Raw genomic sequence first — 17,924 nt, 5'->3', positions numbered from 1 at the left:
AGGCGCGACGCATCATCCATTGTTTCACCGCGATACCGCAGCCGACCGATCGAAGAACCACGCGTACCAGTCGAGATCCATCTGTGCGAGCGTGATCGCCTTGTGCCTCTTGAACACTTCGTCGAGCGGCCGGTTGAAGATGTGCGCATCGATCATCTCACCGATGACGTTGTATCCGAGCCGAGCGACGAGGTAGCGGCCAACGAGAACGGACTGCGCATCGAACAGGGCAGCTCCCTGCGGGCCCCGCGATTGATCGTCTTGTGATCGCGATGGCGTGCCTCCTCGCCCGCCACCGCGACCACCCATTCCGCCGCGTCCTCCGCCGCCCATTCCGCCGCGCCCACCCATGCCGCCGCCACCACCGCTACCTCTACCACCGGCGCCGCCACCACGTTCTCCTTCGCCCGCGCGCTGCACCATCACCTGATCACCGGCGGGCGCTCGCTCCATGGCGAAGTACGTTGGAATCCGGATCATATCGTCCGGATGCAAAGCGAGCAGCTTCAAGAACCGATCGACGAGTGAGTCGGCCGTGAGCGACGGTATCACTTCCTGAGCCCACGCCGGAATTCTGGGATCTTCGAACTCGCCCGTCGCCTCGGCTGCGCGCGCCGGCGCCCCCATCGCGGTGCTTGCATGCGCGGAGAGCCACGCGCGCACGACCGGGAGCGTAGGGGTTCGTTCAGCCAACAGCCCAATGCCCAGTGCAGCGGCTGGACTTCCTTTTTCCGGGTCCCTTTTCGCCTTCGGGTCGGGCAACACCACCTCGACGACGGGTCCGTGAGTCGTTGGCGGGTACGGGGCCGTCGATACGAAAGGCTGCCCTGCGGCGACGGCGCGTCGCACGGTCACGACGAGTCGGGCGATGGTGTCCTCGGGGAACACGCGCTGAATCATCGCGGCCTCGCGGTCCAGCGGCGACTGGAGCGCGAATAGGTCGGCCTTCGAGCGGCCGATCAGCTCGTAGCCTTGCCCTCGAGTGACCCACGTGGTCTCGCCTGCCACGATGCGAAGGTCGGCGCGCACCGCCGCGATCGCCGCGGGATCATACTCGATGCTGTGCTGTCCGCGCGACGCGCATCCGCTGCTCACCAGAGCGGCGGCGAAGGCGCACAATCTTGTGTAGCTATTTGCTGTCATCGTAGGTGGTAGACCCTGGGTCAATCGTTCGGACGACACTCTTGAGACACCGGAACCGGCCGACACCCGCGCGACGAATTTGACAACCACTTCCTCGACCGTAGATTCGCGCTGTGTACCTATCCGGTATACAACATCCTCTCCCCTCCTTGGCCTTCATGTTTCGCCACCTGCCGTCGCGTCTGCGTTCATACATGGGTTCGTCGCTCGTCATCGCGACGATCGTCGCACCACTCCTCTCGCGACCACTCGCCGCGCAGCGTGCGGGAGCGACGAAGCCCGACTATTCCGCGCCTCCTGGCGCACCGTATACGGCCATCGAGGTGGTCGTGCAGACACCGATGGGCCACAAGCTCGCCGGCACACTGACGCTGCCCTCGTCGGCCAGCAAGGCACACCCCGTCGGCGCGATCGTCACGATCACGGGCTCAGGACCGCAAGACCGCGACGAATCACTCGGCTTCGGCGACTATCGGCCGTTCCGCCAGTACGCGGACACGCTCGCGCGTCGCGGCATTGCCGTGCTGCGCATGGACGATCGCGGTACGAGCGCATCCGGCGGCACGTTCAAAGGCTCGACGAGCGCCGACTTCGCGGAGGACATTCGCGCCGGACTCGCATACCTGCGCACGCGGCCGGAAATCGACAGCACCCGCCTTGGCCTGCTCGGTCATAGCGAAGGTGCGCTCGTCGCACCGATCGCCGCGTTGAAGGAACCGAAGCTCCGCGCGTTGGTGCTGCTGGCCGGTGTCGCCCGCCCCGCACGGGAAGTACTCGTGTTTCAAATGAAGAACCTGATCAATCACAACGACAAGCTTTCGCAAACGCAAAAGGACTCGGCGATCACCGCGATTCCAAGTCAGATCGAAAAGATGATGGCCGCCGATCCCTGGATGGCGTACTTCCTCGTTCACGATCCAGCGGCCACGGCGCGCCAGCTCAAAACGCCGTCGGTTCTCATCCTGACCGGCTCGAACGATCAGCAGGCCGACGCGAAACAAATTCCAGACTGGATGGCAGGATTTCTCGCGGCGGGCAACACCGACGTGACCGGTGAGATTCTGCCAGGCCTGAACCATCTATTCGTCGTCGATCCCGACGGATTTCCAGGCAACTACGCGAAGCTGCCTGCGCCAATACGCGTCGATTCGCACGTGTTGGGGCTCGTCGCCGATTGGGTGGCGCTTCGCTTGAAGTGAGACGCGAGCTGTCGTCTCGCTAATCCGCGCTCGCGACACTACTTTCTGCCGCGGATATGACGACTGCAGCTGCGATAGACCTCGACGATTCCGGCGTTCTCGGCTGGTGGCGCGCCGGAACGCTCGACGGCAAGCGCGCCTTCATCGCGGCTTCCATGGCATGGGGCCTCGATGCGTTCGACGTCATGCTTTTTTCGCTGACGCTGCCGGACGTCATACGAGACCTGGGTCTCACGAAGACACAAGCCGGCGCCCTCGGCTCCGTCACCCTTCTCGGCGCGGCCGTCGGCGGGTTGATCTTCGGCCACGTCGCCGACCGCTTCGGGCGAACGAAGGCGCTCATGGGCGCGGTGCTCATCTACTCGATCTTCACCGGCGCTTGCGGTCTCTCGCAATCGCTGTGGCAGTTCGCTGTTCTACGCGCGCTCCTCGGGCTGGGCATGGGCGGCGTGTGGGCAGCCGGAGCTTCGCTCGTCTCCGAGACGTGGCCGTCGCACCTCCGCGGCCGTGTCCTCGGCTTCATGCAGAGCGCATGGGCGATCGGATTCGCCGCGGCCGCGATCGTCAACGCGATTGTCGGCCCGCGCTTCGGGTGGCGAGCCGTGTTCTTCATCGGCGTGCTCCCTGCCCTGTTCACGATCTGGGTGCAGCGGCGCGTGAAGGAACCCGAGATTTGGCGTGCGAGTGCAAACACCTCCGCGCCAAGGGCACGCTTCCGAGACATGTTCCGCGGCGGCATGCTCAAGATCACCGCGGTCGTCACGTTCATGAATGCGTGCGCGCTCTTCGGTTGGTGGGGGCTCAACGGCTGGATTCCCGCATATCTCCGGCTGCCGGCCGCCGAGGGTGGGATCGGACTCGGCACGGCGACGATGTCGTGGTTCATCGTCGCCATGCAGGTCGGCATGTGGCTCGGATACGTCTCGTTCGGATACATCAGCGATTCGTTCGGCCGCAAGCGCGTGTACGTGGTGTATCTGCTCGCTGCGAGCATACTGCTACCGCTCTACGGATTCATGAAGTGGCCGACGGCGCTCCTCCTGCTCGGACCACTCGTCGCGTTCTTTGGCACGGGCTATTTCAGCGGCTTCGGCGCCGTGACCGCAGAGATCTATCCGACTTCGATCCGCGCGACGGCACAGGGGTTCACGTACAACATCGGCCGAATAGCGAGCGCCGCGGCGCCGTTCACGGTTGGCAGCCTGGCCAGCAGCAGTGGATTCGGTATCGCCTTTCTCGTGAGCGGCGCCGCGTTTCTTCTTGGTGCGATTTCGTGGGTGGGCATCCCGGAGACCCGCGGCCGCGAGCTGACGTGACGATCGTCGTCCCGGACGATTTTCCGTCCGTCCTCACAGGCACGCCAGTAGAGACGCGACTTCACGCACTAGGACGCGCTGTTCGGATCTTCACCGAACGTGGCGCGGATGACGAATCGGAGCTGATCCGCCGCATCGCCGACGCCGAGTGCGTCGTCAACATTCGCGCGCACGCACGGTTCAGTGAGCGAGTCCTCGATGCGTCCCCGAAGCTGCGATTGATCTCGGTGTGGGGCACCGGAACCGATCACGTCGATCTCACCGCGTGTGCGCGACGAGGGATTGCGGTCGCGACCACCGCCGGAGTGAACGCACATGCAGTGGCCGAGCATACGATGGCGCTGATGTTGTCGATCATGCGCAAGGTTCCGCAGATGGACGCTCGGATGCGCGCGGGAGAATGGCCGCGCGGTCTGTCGGCGCAGCTCGAAGGAAAGACCCTTGGGATCGTGGGATTGGGCGCGATCGGTTCGCGGGTCGCGAAGCTCGCGGACGCATTCGGGATGAGTATTCTCGTAACGACGGCCGGCGCTGACGGCGGCCGAGCAGCCGCGCTGAGCGCGCGTCATGTGCCGCTCGATGAGCTCCTTCGAGAGTCCGACGTCGTCAGCCTTCATCTTCGCTTGAATGACGAGACGAGGGGCATTCTCGGACGCGAACAGTTAGCGCTTCTGAAACCGACGGCGTATTTGATCAACACCGCGCGCGGCGCGTTGGTCGATCGGGACGCGTTGCTCGACGCGCTGAGAGAGGAGCGAATCGCCGGCGCAGCGCTTGATGTCTTCGACGAAGAGCCATTGCCGACGGAAGATCTGCTTCGATCCCTGCCGAACGTCGTGCTCACGCCGCACAACGCGGGCGTGACTCCGGAGGTGATCGCGGAAGGATTGCGTCGGGCGGTAGAAAACGTGCAGCGGTTTCTCGAGGGCGGCTCATGAAGAGCCCCAAGCCCACCGAGCTGCCCGTGCGCCTGTTCAAGGATGACGCGGCATGGGAGGCGTGGCTCGCCAAGCAGCATGCGAAGTCCACCGGTTTGTGGCTGCGGATCGCCAAGGCGGCGTCGAACATAAAATCGGTGTCGTACGCCGAGGCGCTCGACGTCGCGCTCTGCTACGGCTGGATCGACGGGCAAAAGAAGTCGTTCGACGACGCGACCTGGCTCCAGAAGTTCACGCCGCGCGGAAAGCGGAGCATCTGGTCGAAAATCAATCGCGAGAAAGTGCAGCGTCTCGTCGAGAGCGGCCGCATGCAATCACCCGGCCTCGAGGCGGTGGACCGCGCGAAGGCGAACGGTCAGTGGGACGCCGCGTACGACTCGCATCGCACCGCCGGCGTGCCGGACGACCTTCAGCTCGCGCTGGACGCACACCCGAAAGCGAAGGCGTTTTTTGCAACCCTGAATAGCGCGAACCGATACGCCATCCTGTTCCGGATCCAGACGGTGAAAAGAGCCGAGACGCGGGCGAAGAAGATCGAGCAGTTCGTCGGCATGTTGGAGCGGCACGAGGTGATTCACTCGTAGCACTCTCCGCGCAGTCCGAGAGCAACTATCGGTTCTTGACGGTCGCCAGCGCGTTCACGAACACCTGGAACCCCGCGCCGCTCGGGGCCGGTGCGCGCGTCAAGAGCGTCGCGACGAATCGCTGACCGTCCGGCGTCACGTCGTAGTAGACGCCGGAGCGCAGGATGTCCGAGTGAAGGGCGACTGGACGGCGAAACAGCTCGACTGCCCTTCCGGCGTGAAAGCCGGAGCTCGCCTCCACCGGCGCGGCCATCATCGAAGCGTCGTGATCGTGTCGCACGAGGAAGAAGAGTTCCTTGCCGTCGGCTCGCCACCGCGGTGCCTCACCGCCGTTCTCGGACACCTTCCATTGCTCCGCCGTGAGTGGGAACGGACGTACGTAGACGTTGAATCGTCCATTCTCCTCATCGGATGCGTAGGCAATCCACTTCCCATCCGGCGAGAAGACCGCCTGCATCTCGTTCGCCGGCGTCGCGAGGATCGCCTTCGGCGCGCTGCCGTCGGCCTGCGCCACCCAGACGTCGTTCTGCGTCGGCGTCGACACTCGGTCGAACAGGATGTTCTTCCCGTCGCGCGACCAATCCGACGGCCAGCTCGACGCCACGGCCCCGATGAGCGTTTTCTCATCGGCCGCGCCTAGCGTCTTCGTGAAGATCGTGCCGCCGCCACCGCGCGTCGTATTGAAGATGATGCGCTTGTCGTCCGGCGACCACGCGACGAAGCCACTGTGGTTCGTCGGATTGAAGGTCTCGCGACGCTGCGTGCCTGTCGCGACGTCGAAGAGATAAATGTCGCCGCCGCCTTGCCCGAGGTGATGCTCGGCGGCCAGAACGCGTCCATCGTGCGAGAGACGCGGCGCATAGTACTCGCGGCTGACGCCATCCTCCGCGGGTCCGATCACGCGAACGGTACGGCCCTGTCGATCGATGAGCTCGATGGACGTGCGGTCGTTCCAACCCGCGGCATACTTTTGCCCGTTCGAGGCCCCTGGCAGCCACGCGATCGAACCGCTCGCCGACGCCGTGAGGGGACCGACCGTTTCTCCGCTGACTACCGTCTGCTCGGCGGTGTCCGCCACGAACGTTCTGGGATTGAACGGAATGGCGATGAGGTCAGCATCCCGCTTCACCAACAGGTGATTCGGTGGCGCATAGTCAGCCCGGCCGCGCCTCACGAACGTCGACTTTCCTCCGTCCGCCGATCCGACGTACATCAGCCCGCCGGTGAAGTTCGCGCTGTAACTGTAGGCCATGTAGAGAAAATGACGGCCGTCGGGTAGCCGAACCGGCACTACGTGCTGCAATTCGCCGCGCGCCGAGTCGAGTTGGGTGACCGCCGTGATCGCTCCGCCGCTCGACGACACCTTCAGAAGCGGTCCAGTCCCGCGCGAGACGATCAAATCTCCATTCGCCATCCACGCCCCGCCGCTCGGATCGCCGCCAACGTCGGCGACTGTCCTCGGTCCGCTAGCGCTCAGGTCGTATCGCTCGATCTTGCCGTGCGCGAAGAAACCGATCGACCGCCCGTCGGGAGACCAGAACGGGCTCGCGGCGCCATCGGTACCGGCGACACGGTGCGGCGACGATTCCTCCATGCGGCGGAGCCACAGGCTCCGCGTGCCGCTGGTGTCGCGCGCAATGAACGCCAGCACCGTTCCATCATCAGAGAATGCGAATTGCGCGTCGGAGTATTCGCCTTCGTCGCTCGGGACGACGTCCTTGGCCTGCATCGCGAAGCGCAATCGCTGCGGCGCAACTCGCGGTTCGCGGAGATGGACGACGAGCATTCCGATGAACGCCAGGCTCGCCGCGGCTGCGATGCCCGTGAGCGCCCGCGAAGTGCGCCGAGATCCGCGCGCTGCCGCGAGCGAACGTGTCGCGTATGACGACGCGAGCGGTGCGTCGCTCAACAACGCGCTGCGGAATGCCGCCGCGCTCGGCCAGCGGTCAGCGGGCAGCTTCTCGAGCGCCCGAAGCACCGCGGCGTCGACGTGCTCCGGAACCGTGGTCCGCGTGGCGCGGATGGGGCGCGGCGTCTCGGTCACGACGCGGGCGATGATCGACTGGGCCGTGGCTCCGGTGTGCGGCGGCTCGCCCGTGAGCATTTCATAAAGCATGGCGCCGAGCGAGTAGATGTCGCTGCGCGCGTCGATCGTTCGGTCGCCCGTTGCCTGTTCGGGCGACATGTACGCCGGCGTGCCGAGGGACAATCCCGTTTGGGTCACGCGCGCGCCACCGGCACGCGATACCGCGAGCGCGATGCCGAAGTCGGCAACGATCGGCTCGCCCGCCTGGAGCAGCACGTTCTCCGGCTTGAGATCCCGGTGCACCACGCCCTGGGCGTGCGCCGTCTCGAGCGCGTTGGCGATCGCCGCCGCGATGCGAACCGCTTCGTCCACGGGGAGCTGCTTCTCGCGATCGAGCCGGGCGCGGAGCGACTCACCCTCGACGAACGGCATCACATAGTACAGCAGGCCGCCTGCTTCGCCAGAATCGAACAGCGGCAACAGATTCGGGTGCTGCAGATTGGCGGTGACCTTGATCTCGGCGAGAAAGCGCTCGACGCCAAGCACGGCGCCGAGCTCCGGATCGAGCACTTTAAGCGCGACGCGGCGATCGTGCTTACGGTCGCGGGCGAGGTACACCGTAGCCATGCCACCGCGGCCGATCTCGCGCTCGATGGAGTAGCGGTCTTCGAGAGCGGCGTTGAGTTGAGCGAGCATGGTCGGGGCACCTCCGTCGGCGCGGATGATGGTCGCTGTGATTATACGGTACAGCACGCATGATTCACAGGCCAGCGAGCCACGTAGGGTTTCAGAGCGCGTAACGGACGGGAGTTCGCCTGTTCCGCGCACTTGCGAGCCACAATCGAGCCGAACGCACGCGCCCGAGCACGTATTCGTAAACTCTCATGTGGATTTGGGTCGTTGACGGGGTCTCCTGCCGGCTGCATACTCGCGTCAGCTGCGGAATGTCGCGAACGGAGAGAATCCGTGCCTACGACCTGGTCCACCGGGGGAGTTATGAAACGAAACTGGCTCGCCCAATCATTTGCCGGCGTCGCACTAGCGGCGTTGTTTCCGATTGTCGCAATCTCGCAGCAAAATTCGTCGGTTGGGGTTCGTCTTCCCACTTACCGCATGCGACTCCTGGGCGTGTACGACGCAAACCTTGGCGAGCCTGTGGTAGGCGTTCGAGTAACCGACGTTCTCTCCGGATCGTTTGTTGAAACCGGCGCGAGTGGCGCAGTGCGCCTCTCGTTCTTGCCCGAAGGAGCCTCGATCATACGCGTCATGAAACTCGGCTACGCAGCTCGAACGTTTCCGGTCGAAATATCTCCGAGAGACACAGAGGGAATTACGATCCTTCTGGAGCGTGTGCAGGAACTGCCCAAGGTCGTAACGACCGGAGACGCCGAGAAATACATCTCGCCTCGACTCCGCGGGTTCGAAACGCGCCGCAAGACAGAATCCGGATATTTCATCGCCGAGGATCAGCTTCGAAAGAACGACGGTCGGCCTCTAGCGAACGTTCTCTCCGCGATTGCTCCCGGTGTTGTGGTGAACCGGTCAGGCGGCAACCATTCTTATCTCATGCAATCGCCGCAATGCATGGACGGAACCAAAGCAGGTCCTCCCGCCGTCTTTGTTGACGGCGTCGCGGTTACGGAGATGCCGACGTCATCCGGTCGGAATAGACCCACAATAAATACGACTCCACCAATCGATCTTTCCGCGTTCGACGTCAGCGATCTCGCCGCAGTCGAATGGTATCCGAGTACCGGTCGCCTTCCGATAGAGTTCAATCATACGTCCGCTCGATGTGGTGCTTTGTTGCTGTGGACTCGTGAGCGGTGAGGCATCAACAAATGTCGCATTGATGCAAGTGGGTGGCCCGAGTTCTGCCTACTGTGGTCGAGCCGACGATCTTCACGAGCACCACGAAGGATGCTACACAACGCGATCGACATCTGATCGACGGCGCAACCCATTCTCCATCTAGCGATATGAAAAACGCCGACGTCTCCACTGAGCATGCGAATCTTGCCACTGATCGCCGCACGAAGCTCCGCCTCCGTGACCTGTGCGACGAAGTGCTAGCCTCGTATCATCAGGCCCGCGGCCACGATCTCTTCTCGAGTGATGACCGGAATGTCGCGCGGAAGCTCATGGCCTCGGTGATGAAGACGAGGTAGATCGGAGCTGGTCGAGTGGCCCACGCTTGAAAAAAGGAGCGCCCGGAAACAGGTTCCGGGCGCTCTTTTTTGCCCCTTGCCCAGATTCTATTGTCGCCTTATATAACCAATCAGTTATGAATAGCGCGACCCTTTCCTCCCCACAGCTCGACGCGATCTTTGCCGCCCTCGCCGACCCGACCCGGCGCGCGATCCTTTCGCGCCTCGCATCTGGCGACGCGTCGGTCAACGAGCTCGCCGAGCCCTTCGACATGAGCCAGCCGGCGATCTCCAAACACCTCAAGGTGCTCGAGAGCGCCGGGCTCGTTTCGCGCGCACAAGATGCGCAACGGCGCCCTCGGCGCCTCGAGGCGAAGCCACTGGCCGTCGCGAACGAGTGGCTGGAGCGCTACCGGAAATACTGGGAAGCGAACTACGAGCGGCTCGATGCGCTACTCGAAGAACTCAAGGCGGCGGACGCGCCGAAACGCAGGCGAACCCGAGGCAAGTAGAGACATGAATCCGACGAAAACCGCTGGTGCCCTCGACATCTCGACACCGTCCGATCGCGAGATCCGTCTCACCCGGGTCTTCAATGCGCCGCGCAAGCTGGTGTTCGATGCCTACACGAAACCGGAGCTCCTCACCCGATGGATGGGGGTCATGCCGGGCTGGACCTTCGCCGTTTGCGAGATCGACCTCCGCGTCGGCGGAACGTTCCGTTACGTGTGGCGTGGCCCCGACGGCTTCGAGATGGGGATGCGCGGCACGTACCTCGAGATCACCCCGCCCCACCGCATCGTCTCGTCGGAGTCATTCGACCAGAAATGGTATGAGGGCGGGTGTGTCGAGACTGTCACGCTCGAGGAGAACGACGGCATCACGACGCTCACCATGCTCCTCCGATACGACAACCAGGCGGTGCGCGACTCGGTCCTGCAGTCACCCGCGACAACCGGCATGGAAGCCGGCTTCTCCAACCTCGCAGCGCTTCTCCCTACGCTCAAAGGCTGATCGCCATACCGAAGTGCCTCGAACGCAAAACGCCGCGATCCTCTCGGATGCGGCGTTCGCCCACTACTTCTCACTTCATCGATTTCGCCAAAGCGGGCGACCGGGCTCAAATCGGCGACGTCCAGCTTGGGAAGCCGCGAGGCTACTACGGCAGATGACGCTAAGTCCCTTGAAGACTAGAGCTTGCGATTTTCTTACATGCATGTCGATTTTGACCGCTCTCGTTCGACATATTGGTGAGGCGCGCGGCGACCCGGACTAACCGACCTCGGGAGGGCTGATGCGTTTCTTGTCATGGCCATGGCGACGTAAGAGTCGCAAACAGGGTCCTCCGCCAAGGCCCAACGCATTTGTGTTGATCGAGGACTTCGGCAAAGGATTTACGCCGAATAAAGAAATCGCGAAAATCAAGTTCTAGTTGGCAACTGCTTCTTCCTTAGTGCGCTGCGCATCTCCGGTCGGAATGCCGCGACGAAAGACCAAGGTGACATCCAATGCTCATGTCGGATCTTCGCTTCGCGCTTCGCAGCCTCGCCCGCTCGCGCGGCTTCGCCCTCACCGTCATCGTGACGCTCGGCCTAGGCATCGGCGCGAACACCGCGATCTTCAGTGTCGTGCGCGGTGTCATGCTTCGCCCGCTGCCGAATCGCGACGGCGACCGCCTCGTGTATCTGCGGCAATCGAACAACGGACCCGGCGGCGAGAACATCGCGTTCTCGGTGCCCGAGATCAACGACTTCCGTGAGTCGTCGAAGGCGCTCGGTGGAATCGCCGAGTATTCGCCGATCACCTTCACGCTCATTGGCGATCACGAGGCCGAGCGGCTGTCGGCGGGGCTCGTGACGGGAAATTACTTCAGCGTGATGGGACTGTCGCCGGTCGTCGGCCGCGCATTCGGGCCGCAGGACGACGGCCGGGCCGCGGCACCGGTCATGATGCTGACGCACGAGTACTGGCAGAAGAAGTTCGGCGGCGATCCGTCGATCATCGGCAAGACACTGCGCGTCGGCGGAAAGACGGTCACCGTCGTCGGCGTTTTGCAGGCCGCGCCGTACTTCCCCGCGAAGATCGACGTGCTCATGAACATGGTGAATAGTGAGCATCACCTGAGCGCGACGATGGTCACTGGGCGCAGTCATCGCATGACGGAGATGATCGCGCGCCTCGCGCCGAGTTCGAGCGTCCAACAGGCGCGCGCCGAAATCGCTGGCATCACCGGCCGCGTGCACAAGCAATATCCGGAATTCTACGATGCGGGCTCCGGCTACCAAGTAACGTTGACGCCGTACCGCGAAGTGCTCGGACAGAACGCGAAGCTCACGCTGTGGCTGTTGATGGGCGCTGCCGCGTTCGTCCTCATCATTGCATGCGCCAACGTCGCGAACCTCACGCTCATGCGCGGCGTGCGTCGCGAGCACGAGCTCGTGGTGCGCGCCGCTCTCGGCGCGGGCGTGGCGCGGTTGCGCAAACTGCTTCTCGTCGAGAATCTGCTGCTCGCGTTGATGGGGAGCACGCTCGGACTCGCCATCGCCTTCGGAGGCGTGCGCATGCTGACCGCGCTCGCGGCGCGCTACAGCCCGCGCGCCGACGAGATTCGCATCGACGGCGTCGTGCTCGCATTCACGCTGCTGCTGGCGATCATCGTGTCGACGGTCCTCTCATTCGCGCCGAGCCTGGCAAACGAGGCGTCGTTGAGCGCGGCGCTCTCGGCGGGCGCACGACGGTCGACGAACGTCCGACGCCAACGGTTGCAGCAGACGCTGGTCGTCGCGCAAGTCGCGGCGTCCGTCATCCTCCTGACCGGCGCGGGACTGCTCACACGAACGATGCAGGAATTGTCGGTCGTGAACACCGGCCTCACGAGCGAGAACACGCTGACGATGGAAGTCCCGAAGGACTTCAACGGCGTGAAGCGGGAAGAGATGATCCTCGACTACCAGCGCATGCGACAGCAACTCGCGTCGCTGCCTGGTGTGCAGCAGGTCGGCCTCGGCTCGACGATGCCGTTGCGTTCCGGCGGCGTCGCGCTCGACATCAAGGCCGAAACGCATCCGCTCGCACCCGGTGAAGCCCAGCCGCACGCCGAGTATCGCACGGCGAACCCAGAGTACTTCACAGCGTCGGGCATTCCGCTGCTGAAGGGACGCGTGTTCACCGACAACGACGACGGGTCGTCGGCAAAGGTCGTGATTCTCAACAAGACCATGGCCGAGCGGTTGTTCGGCGACAAGGATCCGATTGGCCAGCGAGTCGCGTGGACCGGCGACGTGTTGCGCTTCATCGGTATGGCGGAGAATGAGTGGCGCACCGTCGTTGGCGTCGTCGGCAACACGAAGGATGGTGGGCTCGACGCGGTGCCGTTGCCCGCGGTATTCACGCCGTTCGCGCAGGGCGATTTCCCGATCGGCGGCTTCGTGATTCGCGCGAAGGGCGACGCCGCGGCACTGGCGCCGGCAGCGACAAAGGCGTTGCGTGAGATCGCGCCGCAGCAGCCGCTCGAGCACGTGATGACGGTCGCGCAGATTCGCGACGAGAGCGTCGCGCCTCGCCGGCTCAATGCGGTGCTCGTGTCGTCGTTCGGCTTGCTGGCGCTCATCGTCGCGGCGGTCGGCATCGCCGGCGTGCTCGCGTTCTCCGTGAGCGCGCGCACCAACGAGATCGGCATTCGCATGAGCCTCGGCGCGGACGGCGGACGCGTGCAGCGGATGATCGTCTCCGAGGGCGGGCTGCTCGTGGGCCTTGGGCTCGTGATCGGTGTGATCGGCGCGCTGTCGTTGTCGCGTCTCATGCAGGGCCTGCTGTTCGGCGTGCAGCCGCACGATCCGATGACGCTCGCCGGCGTGTCGGTGGTGATGGCGATCGTCGGACTGCTGGCGTGTTGGATCCCGGCGCTGCGCGCGGCGCGCATCGACCCGGTGGAGGCGCTGCGGAGCTGATCTCTGCTGCCGTCTCCGTTATTTCAACGTCGCTCAACGGTGACCCTGCTGGTCACCCTCGCACCACGAAAAACGGCCTGCCGAAAATGGGCAGGCCGTCGATCAATCCATCAATTTAGAAGCTAACAGAGCGGGCGACCGGGCTCGAACCGGCGACGTCCAGCTTGGGAAGGAGACCGGTCTACGGACGCACCTTCGACTCTACGACGGTACTTGAACGGAGGACGTCCGGAACACCGGTACAAAACGGTCGATCCGTTTCAGAAAACGGACTCGGTGGACCCTCGGTGGACCCCGATGATCGATCCGCACTCCGGGCCTCGCGAATCACGATGGCGGCCGACGTGTGGCGCCCTCGCAGCCCCGAGATTTTGTCGCGCTCCAAATCGTGGCCCACGAATCGCTCGGCTTCTGGCGGGCCACGTCGGCGAGCCAGCGCTTCTCGAGCGTCGCCAGATCGACGCCCAGTCGCTGGCGGATGCTTGCGTACGCGCCGATGGGCCAGAATGCGCGTAGCTTGGCGCGCCCGAATGTACGATCGACGAAGTCGAACAGACTGGCCGCCTGCATGTAGTAGATAACGCCCTTCTCGCCGTGGACGTCGAACTGATGCCAGAGGGTCTCGAGCGGCACGAGCCTGTTCTCGTGGTAAAGCGTCGCCACCGTCTCATCGATCGAGTAGCCTCCACAGCCACCGGCGAGCAGCGTCGCAATTCCCTCCGACAGCCACTCCGTTGACGGAGGTCCCCATGCGCGCCAGGAGACCACGTGCATCATTTCGTGCCGGAGCGCAGGCGGGAGGCTGTCGTCGGCGACGAAGAAGACACTTCCTTCGTCGATGAATGGAATGCCACCGTACGTTGTTCCGGTGAGCGGCTTCATTTGGGCGCGCGTGCCGACGAAGAACAGGCGAAGGCGAGTGCCGAGCGAAGGCTCGTGAATCCAGTCGAGATCAGTCTTGAGGTCGCGCTCAACGGCGTCATGAATCCATTTGCTTCGCGACTCGGCGGCCGAGCCCGCAAGAATGTAGATGTCCGCGTTGGGGGTGCGCTGAAAGCGCCAACGGTGACCGGGCATGGCGAGGGCGGCCTTGGCGCGCGGGGCGCCGGCGAGCGAGTCTTGCGCGCGTGCAGTCGCGGGGCCGGCGATGAGGCAGACGGCACTCAGGACAATACAGCGATTGTGGCCCATGGCGGCCTCTGGGATAAATTCTTATCTATAAGAGACAATATTTTATCTCATAGGCTGATTGTCAACTCTCTAATTGGAATCGCGAGCTTGGGCGCTTAGCCCAGCTTCCTCGATAAAACTGAAGAGCCCCGGTGCAAGTGCACCGGGGCTCTCAACGTGTTGTTATTCAACAAGATGCTTAGGAGCGGGCGACCGGGCTCGAACCGGCGACGTCCAGCTTGGGAAGCTGGCATTCTACCAACTGAATTACGCCCGCGTCCCCTCAACCTAGCTCGCGCCCCCACCTCGATCAACTCGCTCACCCCTCCCCCCTAGCCGTCTCGCCCCCGCTCCCTTGACGGTTCGACAGAAGTGCGCCATCCTCTCCCTTGATCACCCGACAGGAGCTGGCGCGTGGCCGTTTCATCCTCCGACGTCCTCCAAGGGACGCTCGACCTTCTCGTTCTCAAAGCGCTCTCGCTGACACCCATGCACGGCTGGGGTATCAGCCAGCGCATTCAACAGCTCTCGCGCGACGCACTGCAAATCGGACAGGGCTCGCTCTACCCCGCTCTCTACCGCCTCGAGAAGAAAGGCCTCGTGAAGAGCGCCTGGCGCACGACGGAAAACAACCGCGAAGCCAAGTACTACGAGCTCTCCACTGCGGGCAAACGCGCGCTCGCCACTGAAATGAGCGACTGGCGACAGTTCGTCTCCGCCGTCGATCTCGTTCTCGTCGCCGACCAGTAGGACATATGCAAATCCTCAAGCGCATCGGCACCTCGCTCCGCGCCCTTTTCTTTCGCGGCCGAGTCGATCGCGATCTCAATCGCGAGATGGATTTTCACGTCGACATGGAGGCCTCGGCGAACGAACGAGCAGGACATTCGCCCGACGAAGCACGCCGACTCGCCACGATGGCGTTCGGTGGACGACAACGCTTTCGCGAGGAAGCGCGCGAAGAGCTCGGCGGACGGTTCACTGAAGAAGTGCTTCAGGATCTCCGATACGCCGCGCGCGTGTTGCGACGAACACCCGCGTTCACATTGACGGTCGTACTGACGCTCGCACTCGGAATTGGTGCGACCACCGTCATCTTCTCGGTGACGGATCACGTCGTGCTGCGATCGCTGCCCTATCGCAACGCCGATCGGCTGGTGAGCGTTCGCGGACTCACCGATCAGCTCGCGAGCATCACACCGACCTTCCCGCCGAACGCGGCGCATTACCTCGCGTGGAAGGAAGGCTGCACGGTCTGTGACGGGATGCTCACGCTGCGTCCGCACGTGCGCACGCTGACCGTCGCTGGCGAACCCGTTCGCCTCGGGACCTTCCGCGTCTCCGACAACTTCTTCACGCTCCTCGGCGCGCGTCCCGAGCTCGGGCGACTGTTCACTCCTGGCGACGATCGGCCCGGCAACGAACGGCTCGTCGTGCTCAGTGACGCCATCTGGCGCGAACGATACTCGGCCCGACGCGACATCGTCGGCACTACCGTCACGCTCGACGATCTGCCCTTCACCGTCGTCGGTATTCTCGCACCGAACTTCCGAACGCCGGAAGGCGAAGACCTCGGCGCACTTTTGTCGATTCGCAATCGTGTCGACGCGTTCACGCCGCTCGCGCTGAACAACCATGAACGCACGACGGCGGGAGAACACGACTACGCCGTCCTCGCGCTCCTTCGACCCGGCGCGACGCCCGACGAGCTACGAAATCAACTCGACGGCATCAATCGCGCGAACGTCGAACAGCTCACGTGGCCCGGGGAGCGATCGAAGGCAGACCGCACACTCATCGTTCCGCTGCAGCAACAGATTGTCGGCTCGGCGCAGGAACCGCTGTTGCTCCTTCTCGGCGCTGTGGGCGCGGTGCTGTTGATCGTCTGCGTCAATCTGGCCAACCTGCTGCTCGCACGGAGCGCAACGCGCCGGCGCGAGTCCGCCGTGCGCATCGCGCTCGGCGCTGGCCGTGGCCGGATTGTCCGTCAGGCGCTGACGGAGACACTCGCGCTCGGATTGCTGGGCGGCGCAGTCGGCGTCGTTCTGTCGCGCTGGGGACTCAGGCTGCTGCTCGCGCTGGCTCCGGCAAATCTTCCACGATTGTCCGAGATCAGAATCGACGGTCGTGTCCTTGCCATCTCGCTACTCTTGTCGGCAATCGTCGGACTCGCGTTCGGGCTCGTACCCGCGCTTCGCTTTGGGAGCACACCGCCGGGCGAGGCGATCAAGGAAAACACGCGCAGCGCAACCGACGGACGTCGTAGCCTTCGCGTGCGATCACTGCTCATTGCTTCACAGGTTGGCCTCAGTACGGTGCTACTCGTTGGCGGCGGGTTGTTCCTTCAGAGTTTCGTCAACGTAGCGCGCATCGACAAGGGGTTTTCGGCCGAGCGAGTGCTGGCACTCGACGTTGCGCTGCCGATGACGACCTTCCGCGCGAGAGCCAGTCGATCACAGTTCTTTGACGACGCGCTTCGCTCGGTGGCCGCACTACCGGGCGTGACCGCTGTTGGCGCGACGAGCCAGCTGCCGGTCGAGGGCGAGTCATGGATCGACGACATTCGCGGCGAAGGACCCGCGGCGCGTTCGTACGCCGCGAACTTTCGCTTTGTCTCGCCGAGCTTCTTCTCCACACTCGAGGTTCCCATCAAACGCGGCCAACCGTTCGTTGACGCTGACAGGAGCCGTCGCGTGGCAATTCTCTCTGAACGCGCGGCCCAGTTGCTGTGGCCGAACGAGAACCCGATCGGCAAGCTGGTGCACGCCGACAACAACAACGATCTGTACGCGGAGGTGGTCGGCATCGCAGCCAACGTCAAGTCGACCGGCGTCGAGAAGGAGGGCAGCCTGACCATCTATCGGCCGTATTGGGAGAACGGAATGCCGTTCATGAGCATTCTAGTACGCACGGCGGGCGACCCGGCGTCCATCGCTGCGGATGCTCGCCGCGCCATTCGTAGAGTGTCGGCCGCCGTGCCGATCTCGAACGTCCGCACGGTTGCCGAGGTCCTTTCCGCGGCGATCGCGCTGCGGCGCTTCGAGCTCGTGCTCATCGGCTTGTTTGCGGTTACGGCGTTGATCACCGCGACGATCGGCATCTACGGTATCATCGCGCACGCAATGGCGCGACGGACGAACGAGATCGGCATTCGCATGGCGCTCGGTGCTCGGCCGATCGACGTACATCGGCTCGTCCTCGGCGAAGCGATGCGACCCGTGGCGACGGGAATTGTCGGCGGCGCGATCGTATCGGTGTTGCTCGGCCGCGCCATGAAGGGACTGTTGTTCCAGGTTCCCGTTGTGGATCCAGCGGTGCTCGTTTCCGTGGTCGCACTACTGGCGACGGTTTCGTTGGTTGCATGCTGGGTTCCGGCGCGCCGGGCAGCGGCGGCGGGACCAGGAGCGCTCAGGCTGGAGTAGATTCCCGGACCAATCAGACTCCGAGGATC

The 17,924-nt window shown here is 63.8% G+C and carries 12 protein-coding genes and 1 tRNA gene; 9 read left to right on the top strand and 4 right to left on the bottom strand.

Going from position 1 to position 17,924, the window contains the following annotated elements:
* Nucleotides 1-24 precede the first annotated feature (24 nt).
* Nucleotides 25-1,143, bottom strand: a complete 1,119-nt coding sequence (locus tag AC6H4Z_RS09415; RefSeq protein ID WP_497546494.1) for a hypothetical protein — start codon at nucleotides 1,141-1,143, stop codon at nucleotides 25-27.
* Nucleotides 1,144-1,301: 158 nt separating this feature from the next.
* Between AC6H4Z_RS09415 and AC6H4Z_RS09410 the strand changes: the two genes are divergently transcribed.
* From AC6H4Z_RS09410 to AC6H4Z_RS09395, 4 genes are read left to right on the top strand one after another with little or no spacing between them, the layout of a single operon-like run.
* Entirely contained in the window at nucleotides 1,302-2,342 is a 1,041-nt protein-coding gene (locus AC6H4Z_RS09410) for an alpha/beta hydrolase family protein (RefSeq protein ID WP_497546493.1), read from the top strand.
* Nucleotides 2,343-2,398: 56 nt separating this feature from the next.
* Complete coding sequence (locus tag AC6H4Z_RS09405) at nucleotides 2,399-3,658, top strand: MFS transporter (RefSeq protein WP_497546492.1); 1,260 nt, start codon at nucleotides 2,399-2,401, stop codon at nucleotides 3,656-3,658.
* A complete protein-coding gene (locus tag AC6H4Z_RS09400) occupies nucleotides 3,655-4,596 on the top strand; it encodes a 2-hydroxyacid dehydrogenase (RefSeq protein ID WP_497546491.1) in 942 nt (313 codons plus the stop codon). Before AC6H4Z_RS09405 ends, AC6H4Z_RS09400 begins: the two co-directional genes overlap by 4 nt.
* A complete protein-coding gene (locus tag AC6H4Z_RS09395) occupies nucleotides 4,593-5,180 on the top strand; it encodes a YdeI/OmpD-associated family protein (protein WP_497546490.1) in 588 nt (195 codons plus the stop codon). Before AC6H4Z_RS09400 ends, AC6H4Z_RS09395 begins: the two co-directional genes overlap by 4 nt.
* Before the next feature lie 25 nt (nucleotides 5,181-5,205).
* Here the strand turns inward: AC6H4Z_RS09395 and AC6H4Z_RS09390 are convergent, their stop codons facing one another.
* Nucleotides 5,206-7,902, bottom strand: a complete 2,697-nt coding sequence (locus tag AC6H4Z_RS09390; protein ID WP_497546489.1) for a protein kinase domain-containing protein — start codon at nucleotides 7,900-7,902, stop codon at nucleotides 5,206-5,208.
* A 1,588-nt stretch (nucleotides 7,903-9,490) separates the two neighbouring features.
* On the opposite strand from AC6H4Z_RS09390, the gene AC6H4Z_RS09385 reads away from it, so the two are divergent.
* The 3 genes from AC6H4Z_RS09385 to AC6H4Z_RS09375 all read left to right on the top strand — a co-directional run bounded on the left by AC6H4Z_RS09385 (nucleotide 9,491) and on the right by AC6H4Z_RS09375 (nucleotide 13,303).
* Nucleotides 9,491-9,865 carry an ArsR/SmtB family transcription factor gene (locus AC6H4Z_RS09385; RefSeq protein WP_497546488.1) on the top strand — a complete coding sequence of 125 codons (375 nt, stop codon included), beginning with the start codon at nucleotides 9,491-9,493 and terminating at the stop codon, nucleotides 9,863-9,865.
* Nucleotides 9,866-9,869: 4 nt separating this feature from the next.
* A complete protein-coding gene (locus tag AC6H4Z_RS09380; protein WP_497546487.1) occupies nucleotides 9,870-10,367 on the top strand; it encodes an SRPBCC family protein in 498 nt (165 codons plus the stop codon).
* A gap of 494 nt (nucleotides 10,368-10,861) precedes the next feature.
* Entirely contained in the window at nucleotides 10,862-13,303 is a 2,442-nt protein-coding gene (locus AC6H4Z_RS09375) for an ABC transporter permease (RefSeq protein ID WP_497546486.1), read from the top strand.
* 327 nt (nucleotides 13,304-13,630) lie between these two features.
* Here the strand turns inward: AC6H4Z_RS09375 and AC6H4Z_RS09370 are convergent, their stop codons facing one another.
* The gene (locus AC6H4Z_RS09370) at nucleotides 13,631-14,494 is read right to left on the bottom strand and encodes a hypothetical protein (RefSeq protein ID WP_497546485.1); all 864 of its coding nucleotides are present in this window, start codon (nucleotides 14,492-14,494) and stop codon (nucleotides 13,631-13,633) included.
* 183 nt (nucleotides 14,495-14,677) lie between these two features.
* A tRNA-Gly gene (locus AC6H4Z_RS09365) sits at nucleotides 14,678-14,750 on the bottom strand.
* A 137-nt stretch (nucleotides 14,751-14,887) separates the two neighbouring features.
* On the opposite strand from AC6H4Z_RS09365, the gene AC6H4Z_RS09360 reads away from it, so the two are divergent.
* On the top strand, nucleotides 14,888-15,223 hold the full coding sequence (locus AC6H4Z_RS09360; protein WP_497546484.1) for a PadR family transcriptional regulator: 336 nt from the start codon (nucleotides 14,888-14,890) through the stop codon (nucleotides 15,221-15,223).
* Nucleotides 15,224-15,228: 5 nt separating this feature from the next.
* A complete protein-coding gene (locus AC6H4Z_RS09355) occupies nucleotides 15,229-17,895 on the top strand; it encodes an ABC transporter permease (protein WP_497546483.1) in 2,667 nt (888 codons plus the stop codon).
* Nucleotides 17,896-17,924 lie beyond the last annotated feature (29 nt).

This window comes from Leucogemmata humicola, from assembly GCF_055379415.1.
Note: the sequence above shows the minus strand (reverse complement) of the source record. Positions and strands in the feature narration are given on the sequence as shown.

Coding starts and splice junctions, on each gene's coding strand:
- AC6H4Z_RS09415 (WP_497546494.1), bottom strand. CDS start 1,143: ATGACAGCAAATAGCTACACAAGATTGTGCGCCTTCGCCGCCGCTCTG.
- AC6H4Z_RS09410 (WP_497546493.1), top strand. CDS start 1,302: ATGTTTCGCCACCTGCCGTCGCGTCTGCGTTCATACATGGGTTCGTCG.
- AC6H4Z_RS09405 (WP_497546492.1), top strand. CDS start 2,399: ATGACGACTGCAGCTGCGATAGACCTCGACGATTCCGGCGTTCTCGGC.
- AC6H4Z_RS09395 (WP_497546490.1), top strand. CDS start 4,593: ATGAAGAGCCCCAAGCCCACCGAGCTGCCCGTGCGCCTGTTCAAGGAT.
- AC6H4Z_RS09390 (WP_497546489.1), bottom strand. CDS start 7,902: ATGCTCGCTCAACTCAACGCCGCTCTCGAAGACCGCTACTCCATCGAG.
- AC6H4Z_RS09385 (WP_497546488.1), top strand. CDS start 9,491: ATGAATAGCGCGACCCTTTCCTCCCCACAGCTCGACGCGATCTTTGCC.
- AC6H4Z_RS09380 (WP_497546487.1), top strand. CDS start 9,870: ATGAATCCGACGAAAACCGCTGGTGCCCTCGACATCTCGACACCGTCC.
- AC6H4Z_RS09375 (WP_497546486.1), top strand. CDS start 10,862: ATGCTCATGTCGGATCTTCGCTTCGCGCTTCGCAGCCTCGCCCGCTCG.
- AC6H4Z_RS09370 (WP_497546485.1), bottom strand. CDS start 14,494: ATGGGCCACAATCGCTGTATTGTCCTGAGTGCCGTCTGCCTCATCGCC.
- AC6H4Z_RS09355 (WP_497546483.1), top strand. CDS start 15,229: ATGCAAATCCTCAAGCGCATCGGCACCTCGCTCCGCGCCCTTTTCTTT.